The organism is bacterium (genome assembly GCA_022616075.1).
In the GTDB taxonomy this organism is placed as follows: domain Bacteria; phylum Acidobacteriota; class HRBIN11; order JAKEFK01; family JAKEFK01; genus JAKEFK01.
In genome coordinates this window covers 1-14,703 of record JAKEFK010000071.1, presented here as the reverse complement: position 1 = coordinate 14,703, position 14,703 = coordinate 1, and the positions used below count along the sequence as shown (strand labels likewise).

Genomic DNA, 14,703 nt, shown 5'->3' with positions numbered 1-14,703 from the left:
GCGCCGCCATCACGTTTCCGAAACTCTCCTTCAACGCGCAGTAAAAGCCGCAGTACGCGCATCAGGAATCGTAAAGCCCGGTGGTTGCCACACTTTTCGTCATAGCTTTGCAACTCATCTTTTGGAAAAGGGATACGACATCCGAAGGATTCAACAACTACTCGGCCATAAAGATATAAACACAACTATGATCTACACACATATCTTGAAAAGTACCCGGGAAATTCAGAGTCCAATTGATTTCGACTGATTACAGCGTAGCCGGATCGAAGATTTCGATTTCGCCCAGATTCAGCTCACGAATTTTCGATTCGATTTTCTGCCGGTCTCCAACAACCACAACCATCAATGCGTCCGGCTGCAAATGTTGTTTCGCCGCTTTGGATGCCATATCAGTTGTGACTGCATTGATTTCGCTCATGCTTTTGGTCCAGTAGTCTTCGGGAAGATCGTAGAGGACCAATTCACTCATCAAACTTGCAATCGAAGACAGAGTTTGAAATTGCTGTGGGAATCCTTTGACAATGTTGTCTTTTGCATCAGCAAGCTCGTCGGCAGTTAACGGTCGATCCCCCGCCAGATCGCGGAGCTCCTTGATGATTTCCGTGATCGATTCCTTTGTGCTTTGTGTCTGAACAGGCGCCGCAATCCAGAATGCTCCCACTCCGCGCGAATCCATGAAGGAGGAGCGCAAACCGTACGAATATCCTTTGTTTTCACGCAAATTCATGTTGATACGGCTGGTGAATTTCCCGCCAAAAGCGCGGTTTAACACTTGCGAAGCCATGTAATCCGGATCATTGCGCCGGATTCCAAGATGGCCTGCATAAATAACGCTCTGCGCCGCATTGGGTTTATCCACAAGAATAATTTTTGTCTTTGCAGGCGCTTGCGGGTCCGGTATTTGATTCTCAGGCACATTTCCCTGTTCCCAGGACTTGAAAGCACTTTCCAATTTTCTTTTTGCCTCTTCCAGCGTGATGTCTCCAGCAACGACCGCTGTGGCATTGTTTGGCACATAATTTACCTTGTAGTAACCCACGAGATCCTCGCGTTGAATCGCTTGAATAGAAGATTCTGTGCCTGATCCTGTATAAGGCTGCCCGTAAGGATGAGAGGAACCGTACAGCGCCCGCATAAATGTTTTCCTTGCCGCAACGGACGGATCCTTTGCTTCCTGTTGAATCCTACCGAGATATATTTTTCGTTGCCGCTCCAATTCTTCTTTCGGGAAAGTCGGGTTCAAAACAACATCAGACATCAGCACGAGTCCCGTATCCAGATTTTTTTTCAGCACGTTCAATTGAACGACTGCGCCATCGAAAGAACTTGACGTGCCGAAACTCGCTCCGATCGCTTGCGCTGCCTGCGATATCTGAATGGCGGTCCGTGTTATGGTTCCTTCATCCAGAAGTTCCGCGGTCAATGCTCCCGCGCCCGGACGTTCCTGCGGATCGGCCGCCCATCCGCTTTTGAAAACAAGATTCAATTGCACAAGTGGCAGTTTGTGATCTTCCACAAGCATCACTTCTAACCCATTAGAAAGCTTTGCTCGCTGAATTGCCGGCGGCTGAAATTTTCGTTCCCCGGCGCTTTTCGGCTGCACGTTGCGATCCAATTTGCCTTCCGACGCCTGGAGGGTGCCCTGCGGCACAACGTACAAAATCGCGCGCCTGTTCAGGTCCAGAGTGTCTTTCGTATATCGATCCACGCCTGCTGTGGTGGCCTTTGAATAGCGTTCCCTGTCCCATTCCAACTTGCCCGGATCTCCGAGAAATGTGTTGTACTCGTTCAAACGATCCGCCCGGCCGCCGAATCCACCCACCAGAGCAAGAGAACGCACAAATTGAGCCTCGGAAACGTTTTGCATCTGACTCAATTCTTCCGGAGTGATCCCTTTTGCGAAGAGCTTGATCAACTCCGAGTCGATCCCTTTTTCCAACTCCTCCAATGTGTGACCTTCCCGTGCTGTTGCCTGAATTAAAAAGACAGAACCAATCTCCTGTGAAAACTGCGCGGACGATACATCCTGCGCAATCTGCTGATCGTAAACGAGCGCTTTGTAGAGTCGTGATGTTTTTCCAAACGTCAAAATGCCGGAAAGAATATCCATCTCGGCGTCACCGGGCGTGTAGGACGCCGGACTATGCCAGACCATGAACAATCTGGGAAGTGATACCTGATCCTGTTGAACTGCGCGACGCACTCCTTCCAGTTTCGGACTCCATGCTTCCAAACGATCGATAGGTGGACCGGCGGGAATGGATGAAAAATATTTTTCCACCAGCTTCTTCGCTTCCGCAGGATCAAAATCGCCGGCAACGCAAAGAGATGCATTGTTGGGAGCGTAATATGTCCTAAAAAATTCCGATATGTCTTCCATGGATGCGGCAGTTAGATCCGCCATGCTCCCAATTACCGGCCAGGAATAGGGATGATCCTTCGGATATAGAAGTGAAGGGATCAGATCGTATGCTTTTGCGTAAGGCTGATTTTCAAGCCCCTGTCGACGCTCATTTTTTACGACATCCCGCTGATTATCGAGCTTCTCTTTGGTCATCGCCGGCAGCAAAAAACCCATTCGGTCCGCTTCCAACCAGAGCGCGAGCTCCAGCTGATCGCTTGGCACATTCTCCCAGTAATTCGTCCTGTCTTCGTTCGTGGAACCGTTGATTGCCCCGCCCACTTTTTGCAATGGCTCAAAAAATTCTTTGTCGTGATGTTTGGATCCTTGAAACATCATGTGTTCAAAAAGATGCGCAAAACCGGTACGACCCGGCTTTTCATTCTTCGAGCCAACGTGATACCACACATTGACCGCGACCATGGGAATCGAATGATCTTCATGTAGAATTACATCCAGACCATTCGGCAACGTATACTTTTCAAACTTCAATTCTGGCAAGGAAGCCCCCTGTAAAACCGTCGTTAATAATAAAAGAAAAGCGATGGAAGATGTTAGGGAATAGACTTTCATCGGACATATTCCTCCTGAGAACGTAGAATACCGATTATCTCAGAAAATGTTCAAGAGGTATAAGATAAAGCAAATGAAACTAACGGCAATCGCTGTTCTGATTTTTCTTTATCCTGTGATCGCTTTCGTGGCGGAAGACAATGATGTTGCTTTAATGGCCGCTGCTGCTGCAGGACAAACGGAGATTGTTCGGGGCCTGCTTGATAAAGGCGCCAACGTGAATCACAGGACGTCTGAAGGATTAACGGTGCTGATGGAAGCTGCCGAAGGAGGGCATGTAGACACCGTTCGATTGTTGTTGGACCGCGGCGCGAATGTTCATTTAAAGGATTACAAAGGTTGGACAGCCTTAATCGCCGCCGCGGCGGTGGGCCGTGCTGAGGTTATTGATGAGCTTGCGAAAGCAGGAAGCAACGTTAATGAGAGAGATCATGGTCAGGGAACGGCTCTTACTCAGGCTGTTGGATTCGGCCATCTTGAAGCGGTACGTACGCTGTTGAAATCGGGAGCTGATCCGGATGTGGCGCATGAAAAGGGGGCCACACCTCTGCTGGAAGCGGCAATCTGGGGTTTTACCGAAATCGGTACAGCGTTGATTGAAGCGAAGGCAAACGTAAATAGCAAAGGTTTGTACGGTGTAACTGCTTTGCACCATGCTTCGCATCGCGGCAACGTCCAACTGGCCAAAGCTTTGTTGGAGGCAGGGGCCGATATCAATGCAAAAACGGGAAAAGGAAAAACACCACTGATGAATGCAGCCTCACGCGGTCATGTCGAGATTGTACGGTTACTGTTGAAGCAAGGAGCGCTTCTGGACGCAAAAGATCTTGAGGGTTTTACGGCCCTCCAACTTGCGAAGCGATACAATCGCCGGGACGTTGCTAAGATTCTAAGCGGTAATGATTAAGCGGGCCCTCCTGATTTCGATGGTAGTCGGTTCCCTATTAACCTTCATCAACATGTCAGACGTTCTTTTCTCATCTGCCGTCGCATTACCGAGTACCGTTCGACTCCTGTTGAACTTTGCCGTTCCTTTTGCGGTGTCACTCGTCTCTTCCTGTTTTTCTTTACGTCGGAAGTAGTGTAGGGTAACTGCGAATGAATTCACAAAATACTGTAAAGACGCCCGACCTTAAAATCTGGCAGGTAATCGCAGCATCTTCTGCGGGCACGATGATCGAATGGTATGACTTCTATATTTTTGGAAGCCTTGGAACGATCATAGCTCCGCTTTTTTATCCGCCAGGAGATCCGGCAATTCAATTTCTTGTGCTGCTCGCCACATTCGCAACAGGATTTCTGGTGCGTCCTTTCGGCGCCATTGTCTTTGGACGAATCGGTGATCTGGTGGGCCGTAAGTACGCTTTTCTTTTAACGCTTTTGATTATGGGCGGAGCCACAACAGTGATTGGACTTCTTCCGACGTATGGTCAAATCGGAATTTTCGCCCCGATCATTCTGGTGAGTCTGCGACTTCTTCAGGGTCTTGCTCTGGGAGGGGAATATGGTGGCGCAGCGACTTATGTTGCGGAGCATGCGCCCGATCATCAACGTGGTTATTACACGAGCTATATTCAGACGACAGCAACTCTCGGACTCTTTTTATCGCTCGGGATCATCCTGATCACACGGCTGTCACTCGGTGAAGCGGAATTCAAGGAATGGGGATGGAGAATTCCTTTCCTTCTATCTGTTCTCCTTGTGGCGATGTCTTATTACATACGAATGAAGCTGAAGGAATCACCGTTGTTTGCGGAAATGAAGGCCGCCGGCAAAACCTCCCGGAAACCGCTGTCGGAGACTTTTCGCAATCCGGAAAATCGCAAGCTGATGATTATGGCACTGCTCGGAGCGACGGCAGGTCAGGCCGTTGTGTGGTACACCGGACAGTTTTACAGTTTGTTCTTTTTGCAAACAGCGCTGAAAATAAATTTTGTCACTGCCAATATCATTGTTGCTATCGCGCTTCTTGCTGCAACTCCTTTTTTTGTGGTTTTTGGAAAGTTATCGGACCGCATCGGGCGGAAGAAAATAATGATGGCCGGTTGTTTGATTGCGGCCATTACGTATTACCCCATCTACAAAGCGATGCACAGATTTTCAGGTGGCGGTGTGAGTCCGAATATTCCCATACTCACGGTCCTTATTTTTATTCAGGTGATTTACGTCACGATGGTGTATGGACCTATTGCAGCATTTCTGGTAGAACTCTTTCCTACGCGCATTCGCTATACTTCGATGTCTATCCCCTATCATTTCGGCAATGGCTGGTTTGGTGGTTTGACCCCATTTATCTCCACCTCCATTGTTACCGTAACCGGTAACATTTTTGCCGGTTTGATCTATCCCATTTCGGTCGCTGCAATGACTTTTATCGTTGGATCACTCTACATTCGCGAAACAAAACACGTCAAACTCTGGGATGAGCTTCGTTCCTAGTTTGTAGTAGCGACTTCAGTCGCTATCTTCACCTGGTTGCCAATTCGACTCCAGCGTCATAGCTTCAACTCAGGAGGATGAAATCATGCCTGTTTGTGATAGTTGTGGGAATGATTACGATAAAACTTTTCAGGTGATTCTTGCGGGGAAAACACACACATTTGATAGCTTTGAATGCGCCATTCATATGCTTGCGCCGGTTTGCAACCACTGCGGCTGCCGCATCGTTGGCCATGGCGTCGAAGACCATGGGAAAATGTTCTGCTGCGTTCACTGCGCCGAGGCCGCCGGCGTCATGGGCCTCAAAGATAGACGATAAAGTTCTATTTTTCTCCGGCGGCGGAGAAAATGGGACTGATATCCACGGGAAGGTCTTTCAACTGAGCGTTGATGGTTTCGATTTCCGGATTTGATTTTCCGTACTTTTCTGTCATCTTTTGAGCTCTGGGGAAATCTCCGGTTGCTTCAATCATCAAAAGCTCACTGGAAAGGGATTGAATTCCTTCGGGCATTTTTTCAATAACAACTTTGAATCTTCCATCTGTGCCTTCTGCAATGGCCCCTTTTTCTCGCAACCAGTTCCACTGGATGGCGTTGGCTTTGCCATGCGCCTCTTCAATTCCATGCCTCATCAGCCGGAAGATCAAGCCGGCGTAAGTCACGTAGAGAGTCGGTTTATCAAAGGAGGTCTGAAGTTTCTGATCGATCGCATACAAGAGCGTCCAGACACCGAGCGCATCCGCTTTGCATTCTTCAATCACAGAATAGAGATTCTTCAGCAGCAAACGGTTTTCAATTTTCTTTCCATCCGGTCCTGTTATGATTCCCGGTCCGAGACCATGCGCCAATTCATGGAAGAGGGTGTGGTTGAAATACGCATCAAAGGATAAGAGTGAAACCTGGGACGGGTCCAGAACTCTTTTTGCAATTGGTTCGCCCGTCTTCTGGAATTTTGCCTGCATAACATTCTTTAACAGGACTTTCTTGGAACCTTTCGCTTCCCGTACTTTTTCATCATTGGGCAGATTGAATGCCGCTGTCATAACTCCGCGCCGGGCATCGCCAGCCGTAAAGATTTCTTGAACCACTTTGATCGGTGAATCGGTTCCCCGGGTCAAATTTTTGTGTTCATCAGGCATCGGCAATTTTTTTTCCATGGCCGGCAAATGTGACGCATACACTTTTAGTTTTTCGCTCTCCTGCTTATCCACTACAGTCACGAAGGATTCAAAAGCTGCTTTGTAGTTGAACAGACCATCTTCGTAAACTTCATACGGTCCGATCACCACTTCAATGTTCGAATCAAGATCCATCCATGCGAAGTCGCTTTCATAGTAGTCATCCGACAAAAAAGCATCCGCGCGCTTGGTTAAAAATGATTTCAGTGACTGGTTGTCGGTTAACGCCGCGGCTTCCCGCAGTTTTGCAGCCGCGGGCTTCAAGAATTCTGCGTAATATACCGAATACGGAACCGCCACAAGCTTCCCCTCTTTTCTCCGGATCACATTATTCAACCCCTGGAATTTCTCCTTGTCCTCCGGATGGTCAGCAATCCATTTTTCAAATTCCTCCTTCGTCATATCAAGCGGATAAAAGCCTCCACCTTGCGGCTTTTCACCTGCTTTTCCGAATGGCCCCAGAAAAGGTTCGTTATGATGAACCCGGTCCCATCTTCCTTTCATTGTGTAAAAGTATTGTTTGGCGAGAGAATCCGGATGCGTGTCCAATTCTTTTCTTAGTGCCGGATTCTCTTCCGAAGCCTGACGCCAGAAAATCTCATCAATGTAGCTCGATGCTTCGATGAGTCCAGCTACCACCTTCCTTTCCTTATCATTCAAGAGACTCCGGTCATAATCGATTACCGTTCTGGGGAGCTCCTTCACTCGTTCTTTCAGCTCCGGTATAACCTGTCGTGGCTCTTTTGCAGCAGCCACGCTTAAAATTAGAAATGCAACCATCCAAATCAGCTTTTTCATGGATCCTCCGGTGTCGCTATTTTAGTACAGGATATTCTTTATATAATGGAAGATTATGGATTGGATGAAGGAATTCCATGGTCCGAATGCCGGTTACATTCTGGAGTTATATGAACGCTTTTTGAAGGATCCCGGCTCTGTGGACCCTTCCGCGCGCGCATTTTTCGAATCCTGGCGTCCTGATTCCGCTGAAACTGCCGTGGCAACAATGCCATCGGCTGCCGCAGTGGATAAGATTGTCGCTACTGTCGTTTTGGCGACTGCGATCCGTGAACATGGCCATCTTGCTGCGAAACTCGATCCGCTGGGGCGTGAGCGTCCTGGGGATCCGGCGCTGGAATTGTCTACGTATGAGCTGACTGAAAATGATTTGCTTCAGCTACCGGCGAATTTAATACGCGGTCCTCTCTCCCAGAATTGCGCCAATGCCCGGGAGGCCATTGAGGCTCTGCGGAGAGTTTATTCTTCCACGACCGGCTACGATTATGATCACGTTCATTCCCCCGAAGAGCGGGACTGGTTACGCCAGGCTGCGGAGTCCGGAAGGTTTCGATCAAACAATCCTGCGGAAGCCAAAGAGCTTTTGGAACTGCTGACGAAGGTGGAAGTTTTCGAGCGTTTTCTGCATCGTATTTTTCCAGGAAAGACCCGCTTTTCGCTGGAAGGCCTGGACATGATGGTTCCGATCCTGGATGAAGTACTCGGAGCGTCCGCCGAGTTTGGGATGACGCACATCCTGATCGGGATGGCGCATCGCGGCCGGCTGAATGTGCTGGCGCATGTTTTGAATAAACCCTATGTGCAATTGCTTGCAGAGTTCAAAGATCCGGTGCGAAAAACGATCTTTGAAGATGATCTCGGTTGGATGGGTGATGTTAAGTATCATGCGGGAGCAAGGAGAAGTCTGCGGGAAGGAGCAACCGCTAATCTGATTGTGAGCATGGCGCCGAATCCAAGCCATCTAGAGGCGGTCAATCCTGTTGTGGAAGGAATGGCGCGCGCGGCCGGAACTCATGTGGATCACCGTGGCGCTCCGAAATTCAATCACGGAGTGACGCTTCCCATTCTGATTCATGGTGATGCTGCATTTCCCGGACAGGGAATTGTTGCGGAAACATTGAATCTTTCCAGAATTCCCGGATATCGTACCGGAGGAACCATCCACATCATCGCGAACAATCAGCTCGGTTTCACAACTCTACCGGAAGCCGGACGCAGCACGTTGTACGCGAGCGATATGGCAAAAGGATTTGAAGTTCCGGTAGTGCATGTGAATGCGGATGATCCCGAGGCATGCATGGAAGCTGCCCGTCTTGCCTTTGCTTACCGCTCAAAATATCAAAAGGATTTCTTGATTGATCTCATCGGTTATCGCCGTTACGGCCATAATGAAGGGGATGAACCTGCATTTACACAGCCATTGATGTATCAGCTTATTGAAAAGCATCCGGGCGTTCGGGAAATCTGGGCGAAGAAATTGGCGGAGCGAAAAATCTACGATGTTGCTGCGGCGGAGGACCTGGTACGAAAAGGAATGGATGAGCTGCAACAAACGCTGGAAGCATTGAAAGCGGAAGAAGCGCTGGTGGAGCCGCTTCCGAGTCCGCCTCCACCGGGGGCAGCCAAGCGTGTAAAAACGGCAGTCCCACTGGAACGTTTACGCAAGCTCCATGAATCTCTGCTCGAATTGCCGGAAGGCCTCCATCTTCATCGCAAAATTGAACGCGCGATGCAGCGAAAACGGAAAACTCTGGACGATCCCGATGAATCTTCCATTGATTGGGCTGCTGCAGAGGATCTTGCTTTCGCATCCATTCTGGAGGAAGCGATTGCGATTCGTTTGACCGGACAGGATGCGGAGCGGGGCACGTTCAGTCAGCGGCACGCCACATTCCATGATGTGGAGAACGGATCCATTTTTACGCCACTGCAAGCTTTGCCGCAGGCGAAAGCTGCCTTTGAAATTCGAAACAGCCCGCTTTCCGAAGCCGCTGCCGTGGGTTTTGAATACGGTTATAACGTGCAAGAACCGGGACGGCTGGTGCTCTGGGAAGCTCAGTACGGCGATTTCATCAACAGCGCCCAGGTGATCATCGATGAGTTTGTGGTCTCCGCGCGATCCAAATGGGGATTAACTCCTTCTCTGGTTCTTCTACTTCCACATGGATATGAAGGACAGGGACCGGACCACTCGACTGGAAGACTCGAGCGATTTCTGGAAGTTGCAGCCGATACAAACATACGCGTTGCCAATTGCACAACCGCCGCGCAATATTTCCATCTCCTTCGCCGGCAGGCTCTGTTGCTGAAAACGGATCCTCTTCCGCTGGTTGTGATGACTCCAAAGAGTCTGTTGCGCCATCCCATGACGGTTTCGTCGGCGCGTGATCTCGCAAAAGGAAGCTGGCTTCCTGTTATTGATGATGCTCAAGCCAGAGAACAAGCCGATTCGATGAAGCGCATTCTATTGTGCAGCGGAAAAATGTACGTGGATCTGATGACCAGTGACTTGCGAAAAGAGAATTTGCCGATTGCCATCATTCGTCTGGAGCAACTTTATCCATTTCCAAAGGAACAACTGGAGCAAGTGCTGGAGGCTTACATGCAAATCGAAGAAGTTGTCTGGATCCAGGAAGAGCCTGAAAACATGGGAGCATGGATGTTTTTGCGCCCGCTGTTGCAGGACTTGTTGCGCGGGCGTTGCGCGCTTGGTTACATCGGGAGAAATAGAAAAGCGAGTCCCGCAGAAGGTTCAGCGGCCCGGCATACACTCCGGCAAAAGCAGCTCATTGAAAAAGCATTTCAAATTGAATCTCGAGTTGCGGTAAAGGTGTAGAGCATGAGTGAAACAAAAATTCTGGTGCCTTCACTGGGAGAATCGGTTGTGGAAGCGACAGTTGCGCGCTGGCTGAAAAAGGAAGGGGATCGAGTTGAACCGGGAGAACCGATGGTGGAATTGGAAACCGACAAGGTGAATCTTGAAGTGGGCGCTGAAAGAGCCGGCCAACTCTCTCGAATCGAGCGAAAAGAGGGAGAGGATGTGAAGATTGGTGATATCCTGGGCGTAATATCGGACGCAATCGCTGGTGAGGAAAAACCGCAAGCGGATGTACCGCAGGCGTCCCGCCCGCAGAGCGCTGAGCCTGCTCCTACGCCACCTCCCGATAAAACAAAAGCGACTCCCTCAGCGCGCCGGATGGCACAGGAACATAGCGTGGATTTGAAACAAGTTTCAGGAAGCGGTTCTGGAAATCAGATCACCCTGCAGGATGTCCAGAGTTTTATAGAACAGCAAAAAGCACCACCGGAAAAACCTGCACCGGCTCCGCAGCCACCGGCGGCAACTCCTGGGCCAGCTCCAACTGCGCCTTCTCAAACGAGACGAGAAGAGCGCCATCGACTTTCGCGAAGGAGACGCACCATCGCGAAGCGGCTGGTGGAAGCGCAACACAACGCAGCCATGTTGACGACCTATAACGAAGTCGACGTGAGCGCGGTGATGGATTTACGGAAAAGGCATAAGGAAACTTTCCAGAAGAAATACGGAGTTGGCCTCGGCATCGTTTCCTTTTTTACAAAAGCAGCCATCGGAGCTTTGAAGGAATTTCCGCAAATCAATTCCGAGCTCCAGGATGACGATCTTCTACTGAAATACTACTACGATATTGGTATTGCAATCGGCGCTGAAGAAGGTCTCGTCGTGCCGGTTCTCCGCGATGCAGACCGTATGTCATTCAGTGAAATTGAGCTGGCGATTCGTTCATTCGTGGAGAAGTCGAATAGCGGGGCTCTAACGTTGGAGGATTTGCGTGGTGGCACTTTTACGATCACGAATGGCGGTGTGTTTGGTTCCCTCATGAGCACTCCGATCTTGAATCCGCCCCAGGTTGCCATTCTCGGCCTTCATAAGATTGAAGACCGGCCCATGGCGTTCAATGGCCAGGTTGCGATTCGCCCGATGATGTATATCGCTTTAAGCTATGATCATCGCGTCGTGGATGGCCGCGAATCCGTTCAATTCCTCGCCCGCATCAAGGCCTTTATCGAAGACCCTGCTTCCCTTCTGCTTGAGATGTAAACTTTAAAAATTCTCTTGGCGCCTTGGCGTCTTGGCGGTTTCAATTAAGGACCGAACAGAAAGGTGAGGGGGCGCCAGACTCGCTTTCCCCAGGATTTTTCATCGTGCGATGCGCCTTTGACCAGATAATGCTGAAGGTCTACACCTTTCCGATAGCCCTTTTTTCGTAACAGCGCGATCATTCGCAGATAGCCGGTTTTCAGAAAAACCTCTTTGCTTCCCACATCCAGGTAAAAGCGCGCACGTTTTTTCGGCCTGTCATATTCGCTGACTTCCTTAAAAATTTGATAGTCATTCCAGAAGAAAGAATTCGACATGCATCCAGCTCTCGAAAAAACTTCAGGGTGCCACCACGCAAAAAGGAAAGAGATAAGTCCCCCCATGGAAGATCCCATCACGCCTGTGTTCTCGGCGTCCGTTTTTGTGCGGTAGGTTGTATCGATCAGCGGTTTCAATTCCTGGATGACAAAATCCACATAGTTGTGTCCCGCAATCGAACCCGTATATTCCTGTTCACGATCTGGCGTGTTATAAATTCCAACTATCAGAATTTCCTTCATTCTTTTGCGGCGAATTAGATATGCCGCAGCATTATCGACGCGCCAGTCAACACCAAGGAATGCCGTATTTGGATCCATCAAGTTTTGACCATCATGCATATACAGCACCGGATAACGTTTTCTGTGGTCCTTGTAGTAAGAGGGGGGAAGCCAGACAATCACATCGCGTGGATGCCGAATCCGGGAAGAAGAAATCTGACGGTGGTACTCGGTGTATCCCTGTTCGGGAACTCCGGAACTCGCGTTAATCTGCTTGATTCGCGTCCACTGCATCGGTGGATTAGTATACACGACCTCGCCGTTACATCCCGATGACAGTAACCGACACACTCCGTTCTTTTGCCTGATCCAGCTCCAGGAGAAAAATCCGCTGCCATCTTCCCAGATCCAGATTTCCATCCACAACGTTCACCATTTGAGAAGTCGGAAGAAAAATCGCTTTGCAGTGAGAGTGCCCGTTGCGGTCCTCTTTGTCCGTCATGTTCACAGTGCGGATCCGGAAATCATTGTGAAGATATTCCGCCTGTTGTGGTGCGAGCCTCTCCAGCATTCGTTGCAGGTCTTGCAAAAGCAACGGCTCATTTTCATTGATGAGGACGGCCGCAGTGGTGTGTTTGCTCTGAATATTTAGAATCCCTTCGCGAACTCCGGAAGCTTGCAAAAATGTTCTGAAAGCTTCCGTACAATCCAAAAATTCCGCACAACCTCGCGTTTGAAATTGCAGAACTTGATGATGGATTCTCAATGAATCGTTTCTGTTCATCAGAATGGCCTGATTCCACATAAATTCCTCCTGCCAACTAATTGATTTGCGTTCTTTCTGACTGGCTGCAATAAACCGATTGCTCGCTCGCAATATCGCCTGGAAGCTCTCCAGTATTGGCGGAATGAAAATCCTCCACCCTGCAACACCCGAGAATGTCCGGCCCATACAATGAGGAGAGTTCCAGCATGAAACAAACGGTACAATGAATTCCAGAGCGAATTAAGAATTGGTAGACGTTGAATTCTGATTTTCCGGAGCAGGTGTGTATGAAAATACACATGGAACACTTCGTCGCGCAGCAACTGCCGGCAGATCGGACGAAGAATCGCGGAACTGGTTGCGCGATAGAGAGCGTGATAATACACCCTTGCCACCAGTTCGGCGGTTAACAGAACGGCGAGGCTCACTTCCAGATTCCAGAGACGTCTCAGATGCCGGAAAACGTGATCGGACCAGTGCCCGGTTACCCTCGAAATCTGCACTTGATCCATGAATCTTCCAAGCCAGCTCGCATGCCGCTGCTCTTCTCTAATGAATTTTGTCATCGCTTCTTCGAGCTCGTTATCCTGCCGCTGCAAAGCAAAGCGACGCGTCAGGGAAATCAACGATCTTCCTTCGGAGTTTTCTCCCAGTTGAAAGACGCGGATCGAACCCGCAATCGTTTCCCATTCAAGATCCGAAATCCTTTCGGTCAAATGCCAGGGGACCGGCAAAAGATTGTTTGCATTCGTCTCAAAATATTCGATCCAGGCTGATGCTGTGTCCGGTATCTTTACGAATTACTCCTCCGTTTTTTAAACAATTGCAAAGTACTTGGTAATGCAAAGTCAATGCCAAAGCTCATTTGGAGTGCGTTGATTTTCAAATTCAGGCCCTGGCCGGTTTTTGAAGGGGCTGGTTTGAAGTCGATTTTTCGCCGCCCAGAGACTCGGCCGCCTTCAGCAATACCTCTTCGAGTGCCTCCAGGTACCGCACAAAACTATCCCGCCCTCGCTCGGTGAAATAGATCGTCGTTTGGGGTTTTGACTGAACAAAAGTTTTCCGGATCCGGATGATGCGGGCGTGTTGCAGCGACCGCAGGTGGCGGCTCAAGTTGCCGTCTGTTAAATTGCATTCCTGTTTTAATTCATTGAATGTAATTCCCTCAGTCGCATTGCAAAGCGCGGAGACGATCGCGAGACGATTCGGTTCATGAAACAGTTTATTGAGTGCCGCGTAAGGATTATCTCTTTTGGGCATTGAATTTCTCCTTGCGATGAAAAAAATCAGCAATGGAATCGCTTGCATCAAAATGCAAAACGATTCCTCCCATCCACTCTCCGGCAAAAAAGATGATTCCCATCGGCCATGGATTGGTGAAGGGATAAGGTCCGATCAAAAGAAGCAGCGCGCCGGCAAGGATGTAGAACAATCCGATAATCGAAATGGCAGGAGGAAGAACATGTCTGGAAGCGAGGTTAGCGAGCCCGAAAAGGGACATCCAGACAGGGAAGAGCCAGCTATACAAATCCTGCAGCACAAGACCCAAAGTAAGAATTCCACCAACAAGAAGCGGAGGCAGCGTATCGACAATCGGCCTTAGTCTTCTCACATCTCGTTTTGCAAGCGGGTCTCGAAGAAACCAGTACAGAATCGCTCCGAAGTTCAGCAAGCAAGCGAGAGCAAAAACAATCGCCCAGCCTGCAAAATGGGCCAGGTGCGTGTCGGGCCAGTAGGGAGAAGCAAGAATGCCGGCAGCCCCAAGAGCAAGCGTTCCGGAGATGGCCCGTGCGCGCCCCGAATAACCCTTGAATCGCTGTTTCTCCAGGATTTTTTTTTTCAACTCCTGTACCTGCCGCAGAGCTTCCTGAACCGTTCGCATCATTCCAATACTATACCATTACAAACTACTTTGCAATACAAAGTGC

General features: G+C 49.5%; 13 protein-coding genes. 6 read left to right on the top strand and 7 right to left on the bottom strand.

Annotation, left to right across the window (positions count from 1 at the left end; all coding sequences use genetic code 11):
* The coding region (locus L0156_06215) for a tyrosine-type recombinase/integrase (protein ID MCI0602590.1) at positions 1 to 250 on the top strand (250 nt) is incomplete at its 5' end.
* Here L0156_06215 and L0156_06210 read toward each other — a convergent pair.
* On the bottom strand, positions 251 to 2,977 hold the full coding sequence (locus L0156_06210; GenBank protein ID MCI0602589.1) for an insulinase family protein: 2,727 nt from the start codon (positions 2,975 to 2,977) through the stop codon (positions 251 to 253).
* A 73-nt stretch (positions 2,978 to 3,050) separates the two neighbouring features.
* Between L0156_06210 and L0156_06205 the strand changes: the two genes are divergently transcribed.
* The 3 genes from L0156_06205 (at position 3,051) to L0156_06195 (ending at position 5,735) form a co-directional block, all read left to right on the top strand.
* Positions 3,051 to 3,884 carry an ankyrin repeat domain-containing protein gene (locus L0156_06205; GenBank protein ID MCI0602588.1) on the top strand — a complete coding sequence of 278 codons (834 nt, stop codon included), beginning with the start codon at positions 3,051 to 3,053 and terminating at the stop codon, positions 3,882 to 3,884.
* A gap of 191 nt (positions 3,885 to 4,075) precedes the next feature.
* Positions 4,076 to 5,416 carry an MHS family MFS transporter gene (locus L0156_06200; GenBank protein ID MCI0602587.1) on the top strand — a complete coding sequence of 447 codons (1,341 nt, stop codon included), beginning with the start codon at positions 4,076 to 4,078 and terminating at the stop codon, positions 5,414 to 5,416.
* Positions 5,417 to 5,501: 85 nt separating this feature from the next.
* Complete coding sequence (locus L0156_06195) at positions 5,502 to 5,735, top strand: hypothetical protein (GenBank protein MCI0602586.1); 234 nt, start codon at positions 5,502 to 5,504, stop codon at positions 5,733 to 5,735.
* A gap of 4 nt (positions 5,736 to 5,739) precedes the next feature.
* On the opposite strand, the gene L0156_06190 is transcribed toward L0156_06195, so the two are convergent.
* On the bottom strand, positions 5,740 to 7,392 hold the full coding sequence (locus L0156_06190) for a peptidase (GenBank protein ID MCI0602585.1): 1,653 nt from the start codon (positions 7,390 to 7,392) through the stop codon (positions 5,740 to 5,742).
* A gap of 55 nt (positions 7,393 to 7,447) precedes the next feature.
* On the opposite strand from L0156_06190, the gene L0156_06185 reads away from it, so the two are divergent.
* Entirely contained in the window at positions 7,448 to 10,228 is a 2,781-nt protein-coding gene (locus tag L0156_06185; protein ID MCI0602584.1) for a 2-oxoglutarate dehydrogenase E1 component, read from the top strand.
* 3 nt (positions 10,229 to 10,231) lie between these two features.
* On the top strand, positions 10,232 to 11,470 hold the full coding sequence (gene odhB / locus L0156_06180; protein ID MCI0602583.1) for a 2-oxoglutarate dehydrogenase complex dihydrolipoyllysine-residue succinyltransferase: 1,239 nt from the start codon (positions 10,232 to 10,234) through the stop codon (positions 11,468 to 11,470).
* A gap of 44 nt (positions 11,471 to 11,514) precedes the next feature.
* On the opposite strand, the gene L0156_06175 is transcribed toward odhB, so the two are convergent.
* From L0156_06175 to L0156_06155, 5 genes are all read right to left on the bottom strand, one after another.
* Entirely contained in the window at positions 11,515 to 12,303 is a 789-nt protein-coding gene (locus tag L0156_06175; GenBank protein MCI0602582.1) for a hypothetical protein, read from the bottom strand.
* 28 nt (positions 12,304 to 12,331) lie between these two features.
* Complete coding sequence (locus L0156_06170; GenBank protein ID MCI0602581.1) at positions 12,332 to 12,814, bottom strand: secondary thiamine-phosphate synthase enzyme YjbQ; 483 nt, start codon at positions 12,812 to 12,814, stop codon at positions 12,332 to 12,334.
* Positions 12,793 to 13,509, bottom strand: a complete 717-nt coding sequence (locus L0156_06165) for a hypothetical protein (GenBank protein MCI0602580.1) — start codon at positions 13,507 to 13,509, stop codon at positions 12,793 to 12,795. The genes L0156_06170 and L0156_06165 overlap by 22 nt, the downstream gene beginning before the upstream one ends.
* 154 nt (positions 13,510 to 13,663) lie before the next feature.
* On the bottom strand, positions 13,664 to 14,035 hold the full coding sequence (locus tag L0156_06160) for a transcriptional regulator (protein MCI0602579.1): 372 nt from the start codon (positions 14,033 to 14,035) through the stop codon (positions 13,664 to 13,666).
* Positions 14,019 to 14,660 carry a hypothetical protein gene (locus L0156_06155; protein MCI0602578.1) on the bottom strand — a complete coding sequence of 214 codons (642 nt, stop codon included), beginning with the start codon at positions 14,658 to 14,660 and terminating at the stop codon, positions 14,019 to 14,021. Before L0156_06155 ends, L0156_06160 begins: the two co-directional genes overlap by 17 nt.
* Positions 14,661 to 14,703: the final 43 nt, after the last annotated feature.

What these genes read in the sequence shown, in the direction of transcription:
- L0156_06200 (MCI0602587.1), top strand. Translation starts at nt 4,076, where the DNA reads ATGAATTCACAAAATACTGTAAAGACGCCCGACCTTAAAATCTGGCAG.
- L0156_06195 (MCI0602586.1), top strand. Translation starts at nt 5,502, where the DNA reads ATGCCTGTTTGTGATAGTTGTGGGAATGATTACGATAAAACTTTTCAG.
- L0156_06210 (MCI0602589.1), bottom strand. Translation starts at nt 2,977, where the DNA reads ATGAAAGTCTATTCCCTAACATCTTCCATCGCTTTTCTTTTATTATTA.
- L0156_06170 (MCI0602581.1), bottom strand. Translation starts at nt 12,814, where the DNA reads ATGTGGAATCAGGCCATTCTGATGAACAGAAACGATTCATTGAGAATC.
- L0156_06185 (MCI0602584.1), top strand. Translation starts at nt 7,448, where the DNA reads ATGGATTGGATGAAGGAATTCCATGGTCCGAATGCCGGTTACATTCTG.
- L0156_06160 (MCI0602579.1), bottom strand. Translation starts at nt 14,035, where the DNA reads ATGCCCAAAAGAGATAATCCTTACGCGGCACTCAATAAACTGTTTCAT.
- odhB (MCI0602583.1), top strand. Translation starts at nt 10,232, where the DNA reads ATGAGTGAAACAAAAATTCTGGTGCCTTCACTGGGAGAATCGGTTGTG.
- L0156_06205 (MCI0602588.1), top strand. Translation starts at nt 3,051, where the DNA reads ATGAAACTAACGGCAATCGCTGTTCTGATTTTTCTTTATCCTGTGATC.
- L0156_06175 (MCI0602582.1), bottom strand. Translation starts at nt 12,303, where the DNA reads ATGCAGTGGACGCGAATCAAGCAGATTAACGCGAGTTCCGGAGTTCCC.
- L0156_06190 (MCI0602585.1), bottom strand. Translation starts at nt 7,392, where the DNA reads ATGAAAAAGCTGATTTGGATGGTTGCATTTCTAATTTTAAGCGTGGCT.
- L0156_06155 (MCI0602578.1), bottom strand. Translation starts at nt 14,660, where the DNA reads ATGATGCGAACGGTTCAGGAAGCTCTGCGGCAGGTACAGGAGTTGAAA.